14 protein-coding genes and 1 pseudogene are annotated in these 18180 nt (G+C 72.6%); 8 read left to right on the top strand and 7 right to left on the bottom strand.

What is annotated here, in order from left to right; all coding sequences use genetic code 11:
* The first annotated feature begins 46 nt into the window (after positions 1 to 46).
* On the top strand, positions 47 to 1402 hold the full coding sequence (locus ABR737_RS27850; RefSeq protein ID WP_502964384.1) for a sensor histidine kinase: 1356 nt from the start codon (positions 47 to 49) through the stop codon (positions 1400 to 1402).
* 13 nt (positions 1403 to 1415) lie between these two features.
* On the opposite strand, the gene ABR737_RS27845 is transcribed toward ABR737_RS27850, so the two are convergent.
* Positions 1416 to 1790 (bottom strand): STAS domain-containing protein, encoded by a 375-nt coding sequence (locus ABR737_RS27845; RefSeq protein WP_159471014.1) that lies wholly within the window; start codon positions 1788 to 1790, stop codon positions 1416 to 1418.
* Between the two features lie 463 nt (positions 1791 to 2253).
* Between ABR737_RS27845 and ABR737_RS27840 the strand changes: the two are divergent.
* Both ABR737_RS27840 and ABR737_RS27835 read left to right on the top strand, forming a co-directional pair.
* Positions 2254 to 2829 (top strand): annotated as a pseudogene (locus ABR737_RS27840) (sigma-70 family RNA polymerase sigma factor); the annotation flags it as partial.
* A gap of 137 nt (positions 2830 to 2966) precedes the next feature.
* A complete protein-coding gene (locus ABR737_RS27835; protein ID WP_350253173.1) occupies positions 2967 to 4304 on the top strand; it encodes a zf-HC2 domain-containing protein in 1338 nt (445 codons plus the stop codon).
* Positions 4305 to 4620: 316 nt separating this feature from the next.
* Here the strand turns inward: ABR737_RS27835 and purU are convergent, their stop codons facing one another.
* Entirely contained in the window at positions 4621 to 5502 is an 882-nt protein-coding gene (purU, locus tag ABR737_RS27830; RefSeq protein WP_350253171.1) for a formyltetrahydrofolate deformylase, read from the bottom strand.
* Between the two features lie 32 nt (positions 5503 to 5534).
* A complete protein-coding gene (locus ABR737_RS27825; RefSeq protein WP_502964514.1) occupies positions 5535 to 6047 on the bottom strand; it encodes an SCO4402 family protein in 513 nt (170 codons plus the stop codon).
* Positions 6048 to 6164: 117 nt separating this feature from the next.
* On the opposite strand from ABR737_RS27825, the gene ABR737_RS27820 reads away from it, so the two are divergent.
* Positions 6165 to 7517: an ABC transporter substrate-binding protein gene (locus ABR737_RS27820; RefSeq protein ID WP_350253169.1), complete on the top strand. Its 1353-nt coding sequence runs from the start codon at positions 6165 to 6167 to the stop codon at positions 7515 to 7517.
* A 69-nt stretch (positions 7518 to 7586) separates the two neighbouring features.
* Here ABR737_RS27820 and ABR737_RS27815 read toward each other — a convergent pair whose 3' ends face one another.
* Positions 7587 to 9377, bottom strand: coding sequence for a hypothetical protein (locus ABR737_RS27815; RefSeq protein ID WP_350253168.1), 1791 nt, complete (start codon positions 9375 to 9377; stop codon positions 7587 to 7589).
* A gap of 326 nt (positions 9378 to 9703) precedes the next feature.
* Entirely contained in the window at positions 9704 to 11098 is a 1395-nt protein-coding gene (locus ABR737_RS27810) for an NsdA family TPR-like regulatory protein (protein ID WP_350253166.1), read from the bottom strand.
* 449 nt (positions 11099 to 11547) lie between these two features.
* On the opposite strand from ABR737_RS27810, the gene ABR737_RS27805 reads away from it, so the two are divergent.
* From ABR737_RS27805 to ABR737_RS27795, 3 genes are all read left to right on the top strand, one after another.
* Positions 11548 to 12231, top strand: a complete 684-nt coding sequence (locus tag ABR737_RS27805; protein ID WP_350253165.1) for a bifunctional DNA primase/polymerase — start codon at positions 11548 to 11550, stop codon at positions 12229 to 12231.
* Between the two features lie 314 nt (positions 12232 to 12545).
* On the top strand, positions 12546 to 13325 hold the full coding sequence (locus ABR737_RS27800) for an ABC transporter ATP-binding protein (protein ID WP_350256943.1): 780 nt from the start codon (positions 12546 to 12548) through the stop codon (positions 13323 to 13325).
* Positions 13322 to 14965, top strand: a complete 1644-nt coding sequence (locus tag ABR737_RS27795; protein WP_350253163.1) for a GumC domain-containing protein — start codon at positions 13322 to 13324, stop codon at positions 14963 to 14965. The genes ABR737_RS27800 and ABR737_RS27795 overlap by 4 nt, the downstream gene beginning before the upstream one ends.
* A 160-nt stretch (positions 14966 to 15125) precedes the next feature.
* Here the strand turns inward: ABR737_RS27795 and ABR737_RS27790 are convergent, their stop codons facing one another.
* The gene (locus tag ABR737_RS27790) at positions 15126 to 16001 is read right to left on the bottom strand and encodes an alpha/beta fold hydrolase (protein WP_350253161.1); all 876 of its coding nucleotides are present in this window, start codon (positions 15999 to 16001) and stop codon (positions 15126 to 15128) included.
* A 496-nt stretch (positions 16002 to 16497) separates the two neighbouring features.
* Positions 16498 to 17190: an iron-dependent transcriptional repressor DtxR gene (locus ABR737_RS27785; protein ID WP_350253159.1), complete on the bottom strand. Its 693-nt coding sequence runs from the start codon at positions 17188 to 17190 to the stop codon at positions 16498 to 16500.
* 219 nt (positions 17191 to 17409) lie between these two features.
* On the opposite strand from ABR737_RS27785, the gene ABR737_RS27780 reads away from it, so the two are divergent.
* Positions 17410 to 18177 (top strand): SIS domain-containing protein, encoded by a 768-nt coding sequence (locus ABR737_RS27780; protein ID WP_350253157.1) that lies wholly within the window; start codon positions 17410 to 17412, stop codon positions 18175 to 18177.
* The last annotated feature ends 3 nt before the right edge of the window (positions 18178 to 18180 follow it).

The following is an 18180-nucleotide window of genomic DNA, read 5'->3' as shown; positions in this document are numbered from 1 at the left end:
GACCGACAGGGCGACCGGCAGAGGGACCGGCAGGCGTAACGGTTCGGTGGCGTCCGGCCCGCGGGCGACCGGCAGCCGGGGGACGTCCGGCCGGGGCGCGCCGTCGCCCGGCCTCGGCACGGGGCGGGCGCCGACCCGCGGACCGGTCGGGCGGCGGCTGCGCAAGGCCGCTCCGCTGGCGGTCCCCGTTCTGCTGGCGATCGCCGACGCGATGCTGGTCAACGGCGTCGAACTCGACCTGGAAGTGGGCGTCTCGATGGCGGCGGCGGCCGCCCTGCTGGTGCGCCGTCGCTTCCCGCTGCTGGTCTTCCTCTTCACCCTTCCCGGGCTCTACATCGGCTACATCTGGTTCGCGCCGATGATCGCGCTCTACACCCTGGCCGCCCGCCGGCCCGGCCGGGCGCTGCTCGGCGGCTGTGCGCTGCTGCTGATCGCCGCGCACTTCTTCCCGTATCCGATCTCCGACTTCGAACTCACCGCGTACCGGGAGAACACCCTGGTACTGATCGACGCCAGCGTCACCTCGGCCGCGCCCATCGCCCTGGGGCTGCTGGTGCGCACCCGTCAGGAGCTGGCCTCCCGCGTCGAGGATCTGACCCGCAGCCTGCGTCGTGAGGACCGGCTGCTCGCCGACCGGGTCAAGACCACCGAACGTGCCCGGCTGGCCCGTGAGATGCATGACGTGGTGGCCCATCAGGTCAGCCTGATCAGCCTGCAGGCGGGGGCGGTGCAGGTGAGCACGGACGACGCGGAGGCGCGTGCGGGTGCCAGGACCATCCGGGAGCTGTCCGTACGGACGCTGGAGGAGCTGCGGCACATGGTGGGCGTGCTGCGGGCGGACGGCGGTGAGGCGGCGGAGGCGCATGGGCTGGCCCCGCAGCCGGATCTGGAGGAGCTGCCGCGGCTGATCGAGATGAGCGCGCTGGATGTGACGTACGAGCGGGGAGTGGTGGCCGGCGCCGGCGGGGCGAGCGGCGCGAAGACGGTGGAGCGCGCGGCCTTCCGCACGGTCCAGGAGGCGCTGACCAACATCCGCAAGCATGCTCCGGGGGCGCGGGTGCGGGTGCGGGTGGATCCGGTGGACACGGTCCGGGGCCCGGCGACGGAGGGGGTCGAGGCGGCGTACGGGACGGACGCGGCCGACGGGGCAGGGGCGGCGGACGGGGCGGAGACGGCCGACGGGAGCCGTACGGCGCGCGGGCTGCGGGTGGAGATACGCAACGGGCCGCCGGACGCGACGGCGACGGTCCCCGCGCTTCCCGGGGGCGGACACGGCCTGGTGGGGCTGCGCGAGCGCGCACAGAGCCTCGGCGGGACGCTGGAGGCGCGGCGCACCTCCGACGGCGGCTTCGTCGTACGGGCGGAATTCCCGTACGGGAACTCCCGTACGGAGCGGGGGTGAAGAGGCGCAGACGTCAGGCGGAGAGCGGCGCGGCGGCCTCGTCGACGGCGGTGCGCAGGTCCGGGTAGACCTCGAAGAGCCGGCGCACGCCCAGTGCGGCCAGCACCCGGTTGACGTGTGAGCCGTCCACCGCGCCCTGGGCGGGGAGGATCAGCCGCAGCCGCCCCTGGCAGGAGCGCATCAGCCGACGGGCGGCGATCAGTACGCCGACACCGCTGGAATCGCAGAACCGCACCTCGGAGAGATCGAGCACCACGGATCTCCGCCCGTCCGCCACCGCGTCGTGCACATGCTGGCGCACCGCCGGTGAGGTGACCAGGTCCATCTCACCGGACACCTGGAGTACGGCCCAGGGGCCCTTTTCGTCCTCTGCCACCTTCAACGACACGCGCTCGAAGCCTTTCGCTCGCTTTCGTACCGGATGAATACGGACCGCATCCGGAACTCATCCTTCCCCGCTCGACTGCCCGGCCCCTCTCCCCTGAAACTCTTCCGAATCCTTGGCACAACAGGCAGTACGCCTAAGGCTATGCCCCGAAGGGTGCAGCTCTTTGCCGAGATCCGGTCACACACGGATAACACATGGCCCCATACGGGCACGAACGATCCGCATCGATCCACTGCGATCGGGCATTATCGCCACAAAGCCAGGGCACCGGTCCGTCAGGGCTTTACCATCCCCGTACCCCTCAGGGCTCGGTTTGCCGCAAAGGAGCGTGCGTTGTCAGACCCGCGCATTACATTCGAGGGCACGGCGGGCCCCGTGACGGTGCACACAGGTCCGGGCAGGCGGATGCAGGAGTGACGGCTGAGGTGTGAGCCCGGAGGCGCCGGGCAGGGATGGGGATCCGATGGGACACGACGCCCCACCGCGGTGGGACAGGCGGATGCAGCAGCGGCTCGCCCACGGCGAGGCGGCCGCGCTGGGTGAGCTCTACGACCGCTTCGCCTCTCTGGTGCACAGCCTCGCCTACCGCGTCCTGGACGACGAGGACGCCGCCGACCGCGTGACCCGTGAGGTGTTCGGCTACATCTGGGAGCACCCGGATTCCTATGACCCCAAGCAGGGCCCGCTGCGCTCCTGGGTCGCCGGCGTCACCCACCATCAGGCCGTCCAGCGGCTGCGCCAGGCCGAGGCGGCCTCGGCGCGCGACTGCGGAACCGACGCCCCCGCGCCCGCCGAAATAGAGCAGAAGATCCGCGAGGCCTCCACCGCGGCCCGCGCCGACTTCATCGTCACGTCCATGCCCGCGCCCCTGCGGGCCGCCCTGGAGCTGGCGTACTTCCAGCGCCGCGACTACCGCCAGACCGCCGCCGACCTCGGCGTCACCGAGGACGAGGCCCGGCGCCGCCTCCGCCTCGGCCTGCAACTGCTGTCCACCGCGCACAAGCACCAGGCCCTGCCGCCCGCCCACCGCTCCGCACCTGCCCCGCGCTCCGCACCCGCCTCGTCCCATGGGTCGCAGGCGCCACGCACTCCCCGTGGAGCGCGCCCGCCGCACTCCCCGCACTCCGGCCCGGGGACCTCCGCACCGCCCGGCGGCCCGGGAAACGGACGGTCCCGGTGAACGGCCCGGACGAATGGGACGGCCGCGAGCTGCCCGGCAACCCCGGCGAACGGCCGCGGATACCCGCACCGCGCACCGCGGCCGAGGATCACGGCCCCCTCCCGGACGACCTGCCGGCACCCGCCCGCGACCCGGTGCAGGACACCGGCGGCGGCCCCCGCGAACCGGAAGCCGAGCCCGTGACCGAGCTGCCCGCTGCCGTCCCGCTCCCTGCGCCGGCGGCCGGCCCGCCGCACCGGGTCCTCAAGTCGCTGCTCGGCGCCTGGGCGCTGTCGGCCTGCTCCACCGAGGAGACGGCCGCGGTCGAGTCGCATCTGACCGACTGCGCCTCCTGTGCGGACGAAGCACTGCGGCTGCGCGATGCCGTCGGGCTGCTGCACCCCGCCGACAGCCTCGACCTCGATCCGCTGCTGCGCTCCCGGGTGCTGGAGGGCTGCCTGGGCCGCCGCCCGGCCCGTATCCCGGTGCCCGAGTGGGCGACGCCGTACGACGCGGAGACCGCCAAACTGGACGCGCTGCTGCGTGACATGGGCGAGGCGGAGTGGCGCGCTCCGGTGCGGCTGCGCTGGTTCGAGGGGGAGCGTCCGGTCGAGCGGGAGTCCACCGTCGCCGGTGTCATGGGGCATCTGATGGCGGTCGACGGCCTGGTCGCGACGGCTCTCGGGCTGCCCGACCCGCTCGGCACGACCGCCCCGCCGGGCACCCCGAATCCGTTGATCCGTACGGAAACGTTCTGGCGGACGCCGGCCGAGGAGCAGAGTCCGCTCGCCCTGCGCGCACCCTGGCGTGACCAGAGCTATGCGCTGATACGGCAGGTGTCGTTCGCCGGCGACAAGGTGGCCGAGCTCGCCGTGCCGTACGGGGACTTCCGGCTCACGCTGCACGATGCGTTCCTGGACCGCGCCTTCGAGTGCTGGGTGCATGCCGGGGACATCGCGGAGGCGGTGGACTATCCGTACGAGCCTCCGGCGTCGGCGCACCTCCACCTGATGGTCGACCTCGCCGCCCGGCTGCTGCCCAGCGCGCTGGCCGACCGCCGGCGGGCCGGGCTGGCCGCGCCGCCGCAGCGGCTGGTCGAGGCGGGCGCCCCGGGCCGTACGCTCCATCTGGAGGTCGAAGGCAACGGCGGCGGGCACTGGTACATAGCCCTGGACTCACCGGCCGCGCTCGGCACCCCGGAGCGCACCGTCGCCCATATCGCCCTGGACAGTGCCGAGTTCTGCCAGCTGGCCGCGGGCCATATCTCCCCCGAGGAGGCCGCGGCCGGACAGAACGGCGAGCGGGACGCGATCCGCGATGTGCTCTTCGCGACCGCGTCGCTGTCCCGGCTCTAGGGTTCGGACGGCCTGACGGGCGCCGGGCACGACGGGCTCCGGGGCTGACGGGCTCCGGGGCCCCAGTAGGGGGCGGTCGAACAGCTCCCGTAGGGGGCCCGAGCGCCCCCTCGGGGCCACAACGTGAGAGGTGCGGGGGGTATTCCGCGTGGTCGGGGTGCCACGACGGAGCGTGCTCCGCGTGGGCAGGTATCCCACGGCGGAAGATGTCCCCCGTTGGCGGGATGCCACGGCGGAAGGTGCTCCGCGTCGGCGGGATGCCACGGCGGAAAGTGTTCCGCATGAGCGGGAATGCCGCGGCGGTCGAAAGACGTGCCTACGCGAAGACGACCGTCCGGCTGCCGTTGAGCAGGACCCGGCGCTCGCTGTGCCACTTCACGGCCCGCGCCAGCGCCTGGCACTCCACGTCCCGGCCGATCGCCACGAGCTGGTCCGGCGTGACGCCGTGGCCGACGCGCTCGACCTCCTGCTCGATGATCGGGCCCTCGTCGAGGTCGGCGGTGACGTAGTGCGCGGTGGCACCGATGAGCTTTACCCCGCGGGCATGCGCCTGGTGGTACGGCTTGGCGCCCTTGAAGCTCGGGAGGAAGGAGTGGTGGATGTTGATGATCCGGCCGGACAGCGCCTTGCACAGGTCGTCGGAGAGCACCTGCATATAGCGGGCGAGCACCACCAGCTCGACGTTCTCTTCCTCCACCAGCTCCAGCAGCCGCGCCTCGGCCTGGGCCTTGGTGTCGCGGGTGACCGGGATGTGGTGGAAGGGGATGTCGTACGAGCCGACCAGCTCGGCGAAGTCCGTGTGGTTGGAGACCACGGCCGCGATCTCGACCGGCAGTGCGCCGATCCGGGAGCGGAAGAGCAGGTCGTTGAGGCAGTGCCCGAACTTGGACACCATCAGGACGATCCGCATCTTCTCGTCGGCCCGGTGCATCTGCCAGTCCATGCCGAAGGAGTCGCCCACCGCCGCGAAGCTGGCCCGCAGCTTGTCGACGCTCACCGAGGAGTCCGCGCTGAAGTGCACCCGCATGAAGAACAGCCCGGTGTCGTGGTCGCCGAACTGCTGACTGTCCTCGATGTTGCAGCCGGTCATGAAGAGGTAGCTGGACACGGCGTGCACGATCCCCTGCTTGTCCGGGCAGGACAGGGTGAGGACGTACTGATCGTTTTGATCGTGCTGGGTGGGCTGCGACTCGCTCATGACCTCATAGGGTCGCACACCTTCCGGGCAGGTCAGGCCGGGGCCTCCGCCTGACCGGTCATGATGGCCAGCACCTCCAGCGAGCGCGGCGCGGTGTCGGGGTCCTCGCCGTCCGCCGTCGCCAGCTGCACATGGGCCTCCCGGGCCGCGTGCACGGCCTCCGGCCAGCCCTGGTGCTCCAGGTAGGCGGCCACCGGAGCGTCCGCGCCGACCTGGTGCATGATCCGCAGCACGCGGAGCACGGCGGCGTCGACGAGCTGCGCCTCCCGGGAGTCCCGGAAGATCGTGCCGACGTATTTCTCGGCGGACCAGTTGTCCAGCCAGGTGTCCTCGACGAGGCGGTAGACGGCGTCGGTGACATCTCCGTACCCGGGCAGGCCGGCCAGCCAGGCCTCCTGCTGGAAAGCGGGGTCGGAGAGCATGTGCAGCGCGGAACGCACATTGCTGCGCCAGCGCCACCACGGCATGTCGTTGAGTGGCATACCACCCATGGTGGTCGAGCGGCGGCCGCGACGGGAAGACTTCTCCGAACCTTGCACAGCAATCGATCGTACGTTCTTCACCAACGATCTCAAGCAGCCCCCCGGAGTTCACCTCTACGTCACCATCCATTGCCTCGTCGTCACCAGCCCGTTCCGGGCAAGACGGAAGGCTGCTGTGCCATGACCGGTCGGCGACGCCCCCTCCCCCGCCCCTTCTCCTCGGTTCCCGCGGCCGCCACCGCCTCGGCGGCGGCGTGTACGGCGGTCCTCGCGTCGCTGCTCTCGGGCTGCGGCTCGCCCGCCGGGGCGGCGGAGGATTCCGGGGACAAGGCGCCGATCACGGTGATGACCTGGGCTCCCGAGGGCACCAAGGCGACCAATATGCCGGGGATGCCGGCCATGGCGCAGGCCTACGCCCGCTGGGTCAACTCCCGGGGCGGTATCCGGGGCCACCATCTGAAGGTGCTGACCTGCAACGAGCAGAACGACTCGGTGACCGCGGCGCACTGCGCCCAGCGCGCGGTGAGCGAGGGCGCCGTCGCCGTCGTCGGCTCGTACAGCCAGTTCGGCCGCTCGTTCATGTCGCCGCTGGAGGTCAAGGGGATCCCCTTCATCGGCGGCTACGGGGCCTCGGACGAGGAGTTCGAGAGCCCGCTGTCCTACCCGGTCAACGGCGGCCAGGCCTCCCTGCTCGCCGGCAACGGCCGCCAGCTGGCACACGACTGCTCGCGCGTCGCGCTGGTGCGGCCGGACACCATCCAGGGCGACCAGATGCCGTCCCTGCTCAACTCCGGCCTCCAAAGCGGCCACCGGCACCCGGCCAAGGACATCAAGGCGCCCGAGGACGGCACGGATTACTCGTCCGAGGTGAACCGCGCGCTGGACGGCGTGGGTGGCGACCCGGCCGTCCACGGCACCTCGGCGGCCGGCGGCAAGGCGCCGGGATCCTGTGTGGCCGCCTCGCTCGGCGACCACACGGACGCGTTCTTCGACTCGTTCCGGCGGCTGCAGGAGGACCGTCCCCAGGTGCGGGTCGCCTCCGTCCTGGGCAGCGTCGGCCAGTCGCTGCTGAACCGTACGGGCGGCAGCGCCGGGCCGCTGGAGGACGCGGACATCACCGGCTGGTACCCGGTCGCGCACGATCCGCGCTGGCAGCCGATGCGCAAGGTGATCAACGACTTCGCCTTCGACGACAACCGCATCGACCCGGCCGACCAGGGCGTCCAGACGACCTGGATCGCCTACACCGTGCTGCGCGCCCTGATCGGGCAGCTCGACGACGCGGGCGTGGACGACATCACCCCGCACGCCCTGCAGACCACGCTGGACCGCGGTGACCACGCCATCGACACCGGCGGGCTCACCCCGAAGCTGCGCTGGCGGGACGACGACATGCTCGCCGTCCAGGACTTCCCGCGCATCGTGAACGGGATGGTGACCTACCAGGTCGTCAGGGACGGCGAGTTGACCGCCGCCCAGGACGGCTTCGTGAATGTCACCAAGACGCTGGAGCGGCGGCACACGGACAGCTGATACCGCTGCCGCTGCCGCTGCCGCCGACCCTGCCTCTGCTTCTGCCCCTGCCCCTGCCCCTGCCCCTGATCAGAGCTGTTCGGGGCGGCGCTCCGTCAGGCCGTACTTCTTGGCGAGCGGGTTCCAGATCTGTGCCGCCTGCTTCTTGGCCGTGGTCGCCTGGCCGCTGGCCGCATTGCCCTGGGCGGTCTGGCTGCTGAGCCGGGCCTTGCCCTTGTGGCAGCCCTTCTTGCTGCCGACCTGGCCGGCCCAGGCCGCGTAATGGTTGTCCGCGGCCGCCGAGGACTGCCAGGCCTTGGTCAGCGTGGCGGTCAGCTGGGCATGGTTGGGGATCTTGTCGACGGGCAGCTGCTGCAGCCGCTTCACCAGGTCGTTGCGCTGGCCGGCCGCCGCGCGCAGGTCCTTGGCCGCGCCGCCGAGGTTGCTGCAGGACTTGATGCTGTTGACGGCGCCGATCACCGAGGAACGGCTGTTGTTGCTGTCGCCCAGCAGCGCGTCCAGGCCCTTGGCCTGCGCCTCGGCCGGGTCGGCGGACGGCTTCGGCTGCTCCGAATCCTTGGCCGCCTTCGTCGTACCGGCTCCGGCGTCCTGCTTCTTCGCGGTGCTCTCGTCGCTTCCCCCGCTCAGCGCCCAGCCGAGGCCGAGGCCGGCCCCCGCGAGCGCCACGATGACGATGCCGACGATCACGGCCGGGGCGAGCTTGCGGCGGCCGCCGCCGTCGCCGTCGTACGAGGCCTGCTGGTCGTAGCCGCCGCCGGGCGGGAACTGCTGGCCCTGGTGCCCCTGGCCGTACGGCGGACGGCCCGGGTCCTCGAAGCGGGGCAGCTGCGCGGTGGAGTCCGGGGCGCCGGTCTGGCCGGGTGTGCCCGGCCCGTCGCGGAACAGGCCGTCGAACTCGGCGGGGGTGGCACGGTCGCCGGGCCCACCGGGGCGGACGCCGTACGGCGCGCCGGGCGGCGGGGGCGGTGCGGCGGCGCCGACCGGCGGGATGAGCTGGGTGGCCTCGGCGTCGCCCGCGCCCTGGGCACCGGGCATCGGCTGCGACTGCGGCATCGGCTGGGCCTGGCCCTGGGGCCTGACCCCGTTCGGCTTGATGGCGCGCAGCATCGTGGTGGATTCGTCGGGCGTCTCGGGCCGTGCGCCCGCCTCGGGCGGCAGCGGCGCGGCACCGGGGCCGCCGGGCTGCCCGTCGAAGCCGGGCTGCGTGCCGAAGGGCGGGATGAGCGCGGTGGCCTCCGCGTCACCCGCGGCGGGCGGCAGCGGCGCACCGGTCTGCGGGGTCGCCCGCACCAGCTCTCCGGACGGGCCCTGCGGCGGCTGCGGCGGCTGCCCGTACTGCTGCTGAGGCTGCTGTTGGGTCTGCTGCGGCTGTTGGGCCTGCTGAGGCGGCTGGGGCGCCTGCTGCGGCATCGAGGGCGGGAGCGGCGGCACCGGAGGCTGCCCCTGGGGCGGCGCCGGGAAGCCCTGGCCGCCCTGCGTCTGCTGTGGCTGCTGCGGGGCGGGCGCCTGGGAAGCCTGGGGGTGCTGCCCCTGCTCCGGGGCGTACCCCTGCGGGCCCTGGCCGTATCCCTGCTGCCCCTGGCCCTGGGCATGCGCCTGCTGGTACCCCTGGCCGTACGTCTGCCCCTGCTGCGGGGCGGGCGCCTCGCCGTACTGGCCGGGCGCCTCGCCGTACCCCTGCTGGGGGGCGGGCGCGGACTGCGGTCCTGGCCCCCAGGGCTGGCCCCACGGCTGCCCGGCCGGCGGTGCGGCCTGCTGGTCGGGCACCCACGGCTCACCGTTGGCGGGCAGCACAATGCCCTCTCGCGCGGGACCGGCCGCAGAATTCTGCGGGTCGTGACCCTGTCCGCTCTGCGTCACCGTGACTCCTACCAACGTGCAGACCTACGGAATCGTCGGCTGCACGCTACCGGGTCGCAGCAACGTTCGACCACGTCGCCTGGTCACCACCCCGATCCGCCCCCGGAACGCACCGGGCGGGCCCGGTGCGCGGCCCGCCCGACGGTGTACGACATACCCGACGCCGTACAACAAAGCCGCACAACGACGCGGCAATGCCGTACAACGACGCCGCACATCCGTAGGACGAAGCTGCGCAACGAAGCCTCACGACGAGGCGGCCGCCCCTCCGCCGTGCCGCCGCCACTCCCCCGGTGAGGCCCCGTGCACGCTTCCCGCGGCGCCGCTCACGCCGCCGTGGCCCGCAGCTCCAGCCGGCTGCTGAACTCCCGCACCACCGGTTCGTCCCGGAAGGGCTCCAGACGCAGCTGGAAGTCCTCCAGATACTCCGCCCCGCGGTCCGAACGCAGCCCGCTCAGCAGCTCCACCGCCTGGGTGCCCGTATGGCAGGCCTGCTCCACCTCCCGCTGCTGCGCCTGGGCACCGGCCAGCAGCAGCAGACCGATGGCCCGCCGCCGCGCCCGGCCTTCCGGGTGCCCGTCCAGCGCCTCCTGCGCCCGTTGTCCGGCGGGGCCCGGCTGCCCCAAGTCGCGGTGGCAGTGGGCGAGTTCATCGGCCAGATACGCCTGGTCGAAGTGCGAGATCCAGACCGGGTCGTCGCCCGCCTCGGCCGATGCGTCGGCGCGCTCCATCGCGGCGACCGCCCGCCCTGCCACCACCTGGAAGGCCCGGCCGTCGCCCATCAAGGCGTGCCCGCGCGCCTCCGCCGCGCAGAACATCGCCTCGGCGCGCGGGGTGACATGGCCCCGGGCACCCTCCTGGGCGGCGCGTGCGAGCTGGGCGATCTCCCGGGGATTGCCGAGCGAGGCGGCGAGGTGGCTCATGCTCGCGGCCAGGACGTAGCCGCCGTAGCCGCGGTCGCCGGCCGCCTGGGCCAGCCGCAGCGCCTGGATGTAGTAGCGCTGGGCGAGGCCTGGTTGGCCGGTGTCGACGGCCATATAGCCGCCGAGTTCGGTCAACCGCGCGACGGCGGCGAAGAGTTCCCGCCCGACGGACTCGCGGTACGAACCGGCCAGCAGCCCCGAGACCACGCTGTTGAGGTAGTGCACGACGACGGGCCTGACGTGCCCGGCGCCGAAGCGGTGGTCGAGTTCGCTGAGCGCCGTGGTCATGGCGCGTACCGCCTCGACGTCCGAGATCCCGACCCGGGCACCGGCGTTCCGGGCGACCTGGCTGTCCGCTCCGGTGATCAGCCAGTCGCGGCTGGGCTCGACCAGGGCGGAGGCCGCGACCGTGGAACCGCTGAGGAAGTCGCGCCGCCCGACGTCGCTGCGCCACAGCTCGCAGACCTGCTCGATGGCCCCGAGGACGGTCGGCGAGAACTGCAGCCCCACCCCGGAGGCGAGGTTCTTGCCGTCGGCCATCCCGATCTCGTCGATGGTGACCGTGCGCCCCAGCTTGCGCCCCAGCGCCTCCGCGATGACGGCCGGAGCGCGGCCCCGCGGCTGCTGCCCGCGCAGCCATCTGGCCACGGAGGTCTTGTCGTAGCGGAGGTCGAGACCGTGCTCCGCCCCGCACATGTTGACGCGGCGGGCGAGCCCCGCGTTGGAACAGGCGGCTTCCTGGATCAGCGTCTGCAGCCGTTCGTTGGGCTGTCGTGCGACGAGTGGCCTGGCGGCCATGCATGTACCCCCTGTGTACCGCTGTGCGTTCACCGGCGAACGCCGTTCCTCGTGATCGATTCCCCGTGAATATGCCGGATATCCGAGAGATCCGGGATATGCGCGATAGGAGAGATCGGAGTGATACGCACTTTGCAGCGGATGCTCACTTGTGAGCGTTTTAGGCCCTGTCCGGAGCATCCTCGGTGCGCAGCGCTCGTTCACGAGTAGGGAGGGTGCGCGGTGCCGTGCACAGATCGCGGCGCCGCCGTGCCGGGCTCCCCCGGGTGCACTTCGGCCTGCCGCCGGGCGGCCTCTCCGCCCGTCAGGCAGGTGGCTACCCGCTCCCCGGGCCCCGCCCGCATATGCGCCCCCACCGGTGCACCCATGCGCCCCACGGGCGGTAACGATGCGCCGGGGGGCCTTCCCTCCGGCCGTAACCCTTGGTGACACCGGAAGTTGTCCTCAACGTGGAAGAGACCATAGGAGTCACAGGTACCTCGCAGATCCCCGGGCAGCGCGGCGGGCGGCGCGGCGAGGAGCTGCTCGAAACTGCGGTGCGTTACGCGGAGGAACGGCATTGGGACGTGTTCCCCGGCGCATGGCTGGAGCACGACGGCGACACGCTGCGCTGCTCGTGCGACGCCGGTGACTGCGCGGCGCCCGGCGCGCACCCGACCGCCCCCGGCTGGGCCGGGCAGGCCACCGGCAGCGCCACCGCCGTCCGCCGGATGTGGGGCAAGCAGCCGCGGGCCTCGATCCTGTTGCCGACGGGCCGGGCGTTCGAGGCGCTGGATGTCCCCGAGACCGCGGGCTGTCTGGCGCTGGCCCGTATGGAACGGATGGCGCTGCCGCTGGGACCGGTGACCCGCACCCCCGGCCGGCGAATGCTCTTTCTCGTCCTTCCCGGTGCCTCGGTGAAGGTCCCGGCGCTGGTACGGAGCCTGGGCTGGGCGCCGGCCGCGCTCGATCTGATCTGCCGCGGCGAGGGCGAGTACATCGCCGCGCCGCCGACCCGGGTGGGCGCGCACGGCTCGGTGCAGTGGGCGCGCCGCCCCACCGCCGCCAACCGCTGGCTGCCGGACGCCGAGGAACTGATCAGCCCGCTCGCGTACGCCTGCGCGCGGGACGCGGTCGCGGCCCGGGGTCGCTGATCCGGACCGGCCGGGTCCGCTGATCCGGAGCGGCCGCGTCCACTGACCCGGGGGCGCCGATCGCCCGGCGGCCTCCCGTACCCGGTCGTATCGTGGGTCCCTGACGGGGGCCAGGACGGCCTCTGCGGGGACGTCGAAGGGCAGGGCCGGTGGCGAACGAGCCGGAAGACATCGAGCAGCATCTCGATCAGCACCGTGATCCGCACACCGGTCGGCGCGTCGATCCGCACCTCGACCGGCAGGCCGGGTCGGCACCGACGGAGCCACCCTCGGCCGCTTCCGCGGGCGGGGCGGCCGGGCCCCCCGGGGACGCCGTGGCCGGCCCGCCCGCCGTGCGCATCCAGGGGCTGTGGAAGAAGTTCGGCGAGCAGATCGCCGTCAACGGCATCGATCTGACGCTGCCGGCCGGGCGCTTCATCGGTCTTGTCGGCCCCAACGGCGCCGGCAAGACCACCACCCTCTCCATGGTGACCGGTCTGCTGCGACCGGACGCCGGACTGGTCGAGATCGGCGGGCAGGACGTCTGGCAGGACCCGGTGTCCGTCAAGTCCCGGATCGGGGTGCTGCCCGAGGGCCTGCGGCTCTTCGAACGGCTCTCCGGGCGCGAACTCCTCGGATATATAGGCCGGTTGCGCGGCCTGCCGGGCGACGAGGTCGACAAGCGGGCCGGGCAGCTGCTGGAAGTGCTCGATCTGGCGGGCGCGCAGCGCAAGCTGGTGGTGGACTACTCCACCGGTATGCGCAAGAAGATCGGGCTGGCGGCGGCGCTGCTGCACAACCCCGAAATCCTCTTCCTCGACGAGCCCTTCGAGGGCGTCGACCCGGTGTCGGCGCAGACCATCCGCGGAGTGCTGGAGCGCTATACCGCCTCCGGGGCGACGGTGATCTTCTCCAGCCATGTGATGGAGCTGGTCGAGTCGCTGTGCGACTGGGTCGCGGTGATCGCCGCCGGGCGGATCCGTGCGGACGGCCCGCTCGCGGAGGTACGGGGCGCGGCGCCCTCCCTGCAGGACGCGTTCCTCGAACTCGTCGGCGCACGGGACCGCGGTCCGGGCGCCGACCTCGACTGGCTGGGCGGTGGCGGCGCCCGATGAGCACCGAATCCGCCGTGGCGGCTGCAGGACAGGGCGCCGCCCCCTCCCCCTCCCTGACCGGCGTCTTCGTCCGGCTGAAGCTGTCGCTGCTGCGCAACGGGCTGCGGCAGTCCACCGGGCGCGCGCTGGCGTATGTCCTGTCCGTCATCGTCGGCCTGCTGTTCACCGCCGGTGTCGTGCTGGGGCTGGTCGCGCTGCGCGGCACCGCGCATGCCGGCGCGCTGGTCGTCCTTCTCACCGGGATCCTCACCCTGGGCTGGGCGGTGATGCCGCTGTTCTTCCCCACGGGCGACGAGACGCTGGATCCGACCCGGCTGGTGATGCTGCCGCTGCGGCCGCGGCCCCTGATCGTGTCGCTGCTGGTGGCCTCGCTCGTCGGCATCGGCCCGGTCGTCACCCTCGCGCTGGCGGCCGGCTCGGTGATCGCGGTCGCCGACGGCCCGGCCGCCGCGGCCGTGGGCGTGGTGGCCGTCGTCCTGGTGGTGCTGGTGTGCGTGTCGCTGGCACGGGCGGTCGCCACCGCGTCGGTCCGGCTGCTGACCAGCCGCCGTGGCCGTGATCTCGCCGTACTCGGCGGCCTGTTCATCGCCCTCGGCGCCCAGGCCATCAACATCGCCGCCCAGAAGCTGGGCCGGCCGGACGGCCTGTCCGTACTGGAGCCGGTGGGCGAGGTGCTGCGCTGGGTGCCGCCGGCCTCGGCGGTCAGCGCCGTCGAGGACGCCGGACACGGGGCGTACGGGCGGGCGCTGGCCGGCCTGGCGCTGGCGGCACTGGCCCTGGTCCTGCTGCTGTGGTGGTGGCAGCGCACCCTGACCACCCTGATGACGGCCCCGGACTCCTCGACCCTCCAGGCAGTGGAGAAGGACAGCGCACGCCGGGCCGGCACGGGGGAGCGAGGACTCGGGCGGCTGCTGCCGGACGGGCGGACCGGCGCGGTCATGCTCCGGACGCTGCGCTACGCCTGGCGCGACCCCAAGTCGAAGATGGCGTGGGCGACCGCGCTCGGCGTCGGCCTGCTGTTGCCGGCCGTCTCGGCCGCGCAGGGCAACGGCAGCATCTATACGTCGTTCTCGGCGTCGGCGCTGCTCGGGTCGCAGATGTACAACCAGTTCGGGCAGGACACCTCGGCGTTCTGGATGGTCGCCTCGACGATCGCCACCCCGCGGGACGCCTACCGGGAACTGCGGGCGCGGGCCTGCGCGCTGGCGCTGGTGGCCGTCCCGTACGTCACGCTGGTCGTCGCCGGCACCGCCGCCGTCATCGGGCCGTGGTCGGACTTCGCGGAGGTGTACGGGCTCTCGCTGGCCGTGCTGGGTGCGCTCATGGCGACCGGGGCGCTGTCGTCGGCGGTCTTCCCGTACTCGATCCCCTCGGAGGGCAACAAGAACGTCGCGCCGGGACAGGGCGCGATCGCCTGGTTCAGTCTCTTCGGCGGGGTGCTGGTGGGCGCCGTGCTGTGCGCGCCGCTGCTGGGCCTGACCATCTGGCTGCATGTCGCCGGTCTGCACACCCTGCTGTGGGTGCTGCTGCCGGTCGGCGCGGTCTACGGCGTGGGCATCGCGGAGCTGGGACTCCGGATGGCGGCGCCCCGGGTGGCGCGGCGGCTGCCGGAGATCCTGGTGGCGGTCAGCAAGGCCTGAGAAACACACGCCGGACGGGGCGGGGCGGGGCGGGCTGGGACGGGGGGCGGGCCGGACGGGGGCGGGCCGACTGGCGCGCCCCTCCCCCGTCCCTACCGTCGAGGAGCACATGGCCCGCGCCGCAGCGCTGCAACGCCTTGCCGCGCGGGCCATCCGCCTCTCAGCCGGGCATCGTGGCCGTACGGAGAAAGGGCTCGATGGCGGCGCACCAGGCGTCGGGTTGTTCCCAGGGGAGCAGATGGCCGGCGTCGGGGATTTCGGCGTAGGCGCCGCGCGGCAGCACCCGGACCATCTCCATGGCCTCGGCGCGGCCCAGTTCGGCATCGAGGCCGCGGACGACGAGGGTCGGGCAGGAGACCTGGGCGAGCTCTTCCCAATGAGCGTCATGCACCCAGGTCTCGCGGGCGGTGAGCATCTGCCGGCGGGAGAAGACCGGGCGCCAGCCGTCGGCACGCTCGGCCATCACCTCGGCGAAGAACTCGCCGCGGGCGGGTCTGGGCCGCTCCAGGGTCGGGTCGTCCTCGCCGAACCACTTGCGGACATCCGCGAGGGTGGCGAACGGCAGCGGCCAGGACCGGAACCATTCGGTCCACTCGTGCTGCGAGGCCGCCCCGAGCGCCGAGGCCCGCATATCGCAGATGACCAGCGCACTGACCAGATCCGGTCTTCGGGCCGCTAACTGCCACGCCGTCAGGGCACCCATGGCGTGCCCGACAAGGGCGACCGGGGCGAGGCCCAGCTGCTCGATGGCCGTGAGGGCGTCATCGACATACGCCTCGCGGTCGTAGGGCCCCTCGGCGGGCTTCTCGCTGCGGCCGTGGCCCCGCTGGTCCAGCGCAACGGGACGATGACGCGCGCTCAGCCGGCGCGCGGTGGCCGCCCAGTGCGAGGCGCGGCCCATCAGGCCATGGAGCAGGAGTACGCCAGGCCGTTGCTCGCTCTCCTCCAGCCCGCCGCCGATCTTGGGCGGGTCGGTGAATTCCCAGGCGGCGAGGCCTACACCGCCGGCCCCTGTGACATCGATGCGCTGCACCATGTGCCTTGGCACCCCCAATCGTCCCTTGAGCAGCTCCACACTATCGAACCCCTATTCGAACGCGCCGTTTCGGCGCGCAATACCCCTCGTTCGAGTGACCTCACTCAAGGATTGGCCGCGTCCGCCACGGGGAGACATCTGCCGGGAGGCGGGCCCTACCGGGAAGGGGGCCCGTGGGGGAAGACCCTGGGAGCTCGGGGCTCCGGGTCTTGGGTGGGGGACATGGGGAGGCAGGGCCCCGGCTGCTCGCAGCGCCGGGGCCCTGACTGTCTCCGTCATTTGTGGGTGCATCCGAGCCCCCTCCCCGGCCAGGACAGGCCGATGCATGGCCATGCGTCAGCGTGACACGAGACCGGCCGTATCGCACGGATTCGCACAAGTCCGTTCAACCGGAAAGAACTTGCCGAGCCCGCTGAGCGGCGCATCGGCGCAGTTCAGCGGGCTCGCGGGGAGGCTTCGGCCGGAAGCGCCGAAAGGAAAGAGGCTGAAACTGCTTTCAGCGCTTGGCGACAAACACATGGGCGGCGATCTCGGAGTCCAGCTCCGCGGCCTCGCCGCTGCTGCCGACCAGCACCCCGCCCGACGACTCCGTCACGCTCACCACCGCGCCCGGCTGCACACCGGCCCGCCGGAGGGTGTACATCAGCTGGGCGTCGGCCTGGATCGGCTCGCCGATCCGGCGCACCACGGCCGTCTTCCCCTCGGCCCCGGCGTCCAGATCCATCAGGCTCACCATCCCGGCGTCCAGGAACGGGTCGCCCCCGGCCTTCTCGCCGAGCTCTTCCAGCCCCGGGATGGGGTTGCCGTACGGCGACTCCGTCGGATGCCGCAGCAGCTCCACGACGCGGCGCTCGACCGCCTCGCTCATCACGTGCTCCCAGCGGCAGGCCTCTGCGTGCACCTGCTCCCATTCGAGCCCGATGACGTCGACGAGCAGGCACTCGGCGAGGCGGTGCTTGCGCATCACCCGCGTCGCCAGCCGGCGGCCCTCCTCCGTGAGCTCCAGGTGCCGGTCGCCCGCGACCGTCAGCAGCCCGTCCCGCTCCATGCGCGCGACCGTCTGGCTCACCGTCGGGCCGCTCTGTTCAAGCCGCTCCGCGATGCGGGCGCGCATGGGCACCACACCTTCCTCTTCGAGTTCGAGGATGGTGCGGAGATACATCTCCGTGGTGTCGATCAGTCCGGACATGCGTGCCCCTCGATGTGTGGTGCGGTGGCCCTGAACTCAATTCTGACGCATCCCACCGACAACGGTGCCTCCTCGTCTCCGGAGCAGCCCCCCCCCCACGGCCGTATTGACAGGGCGCTGGTCCGGACCGCAACGTGATCCGCGCCACTGATCAGATACGACGAGATGCGCCGTGCGCCGCGCCCTACGGCCCGGCCGTGACGAGAGGGGCCCGCGTCCATGGCTGAGAGCGACCGGAGCGACCGGCTGGCCGGGAAGTACTTCGACGCCGCGATCGACCTGCTGCGGCAGGTCCGCGACGACGAGGGCGACCGGATCACCGCGGCCGGGCAGCTGATCGCGGACGCCGTCGCGGCGGGCGGCCGGGTCTTCTCCTTCGGCGCCGGGCACTCCTCGCTCCCCGCGCAGGACACGGTCTACCGCGCGGGCGGCCTGGCGATCATGAATCTGCTGTCCGTCCCGGGTGTCGTCGGCGTGGACGTACGGCCCGCGACGCTCGGCAGCGCCCTGGAGCGGGTCGACGGGCTGGCCGGGGCCGTCCTGGACACCAGTCCGCTGGAGGCGGGCGATGTGCTGGTGATCATCTCGCTCTCCGGCCGGAACGCGCTGCCCGTGGAGATGGCGAGGAACGCCCGCGCCCTCGGCATCAAGGTCATCGGCGTGACGTCGGTGGCCTATGCGGACACGACCACGTCCCGGCATGCCTCCGGCGGCTTCCTCAAGGACCACTGCGACCTGGTGCTGGACAGTCGGATCCCGGTCGGCGACGCGGAGTTGACCCTGCCGGGCATCGACGCGCCGTTCGCCCCCGCCTCCACCGTCGTCACCAGCGCGATCATGCAGGCCATGGTGGCGACGGCCGCGGGCACCCTCGCCGAGCGGGGCATCGACCCGCCGCTGCTGCGCTCGGGGAACGTCGACGGCGGGCACGACTGGAACGCCCGGGTGATGAGCGAGTACGCGGACCGGATCTTTTACCGGCAGTAGAGG

Source organism: Streptomyces sp. Edi2, assembly GCF_040253635.1.
Classification (GTDB): Bacteria; Actinomycetota; Actinomycetes; order Streptomycetales; family Streptomycetaceae; genus Streptomyces.
The sequence above is the reverse complement of the archived record's forward strand: the minus strand, read 5'-3'. Positions and strand labels throughout refer to the sequence as shown.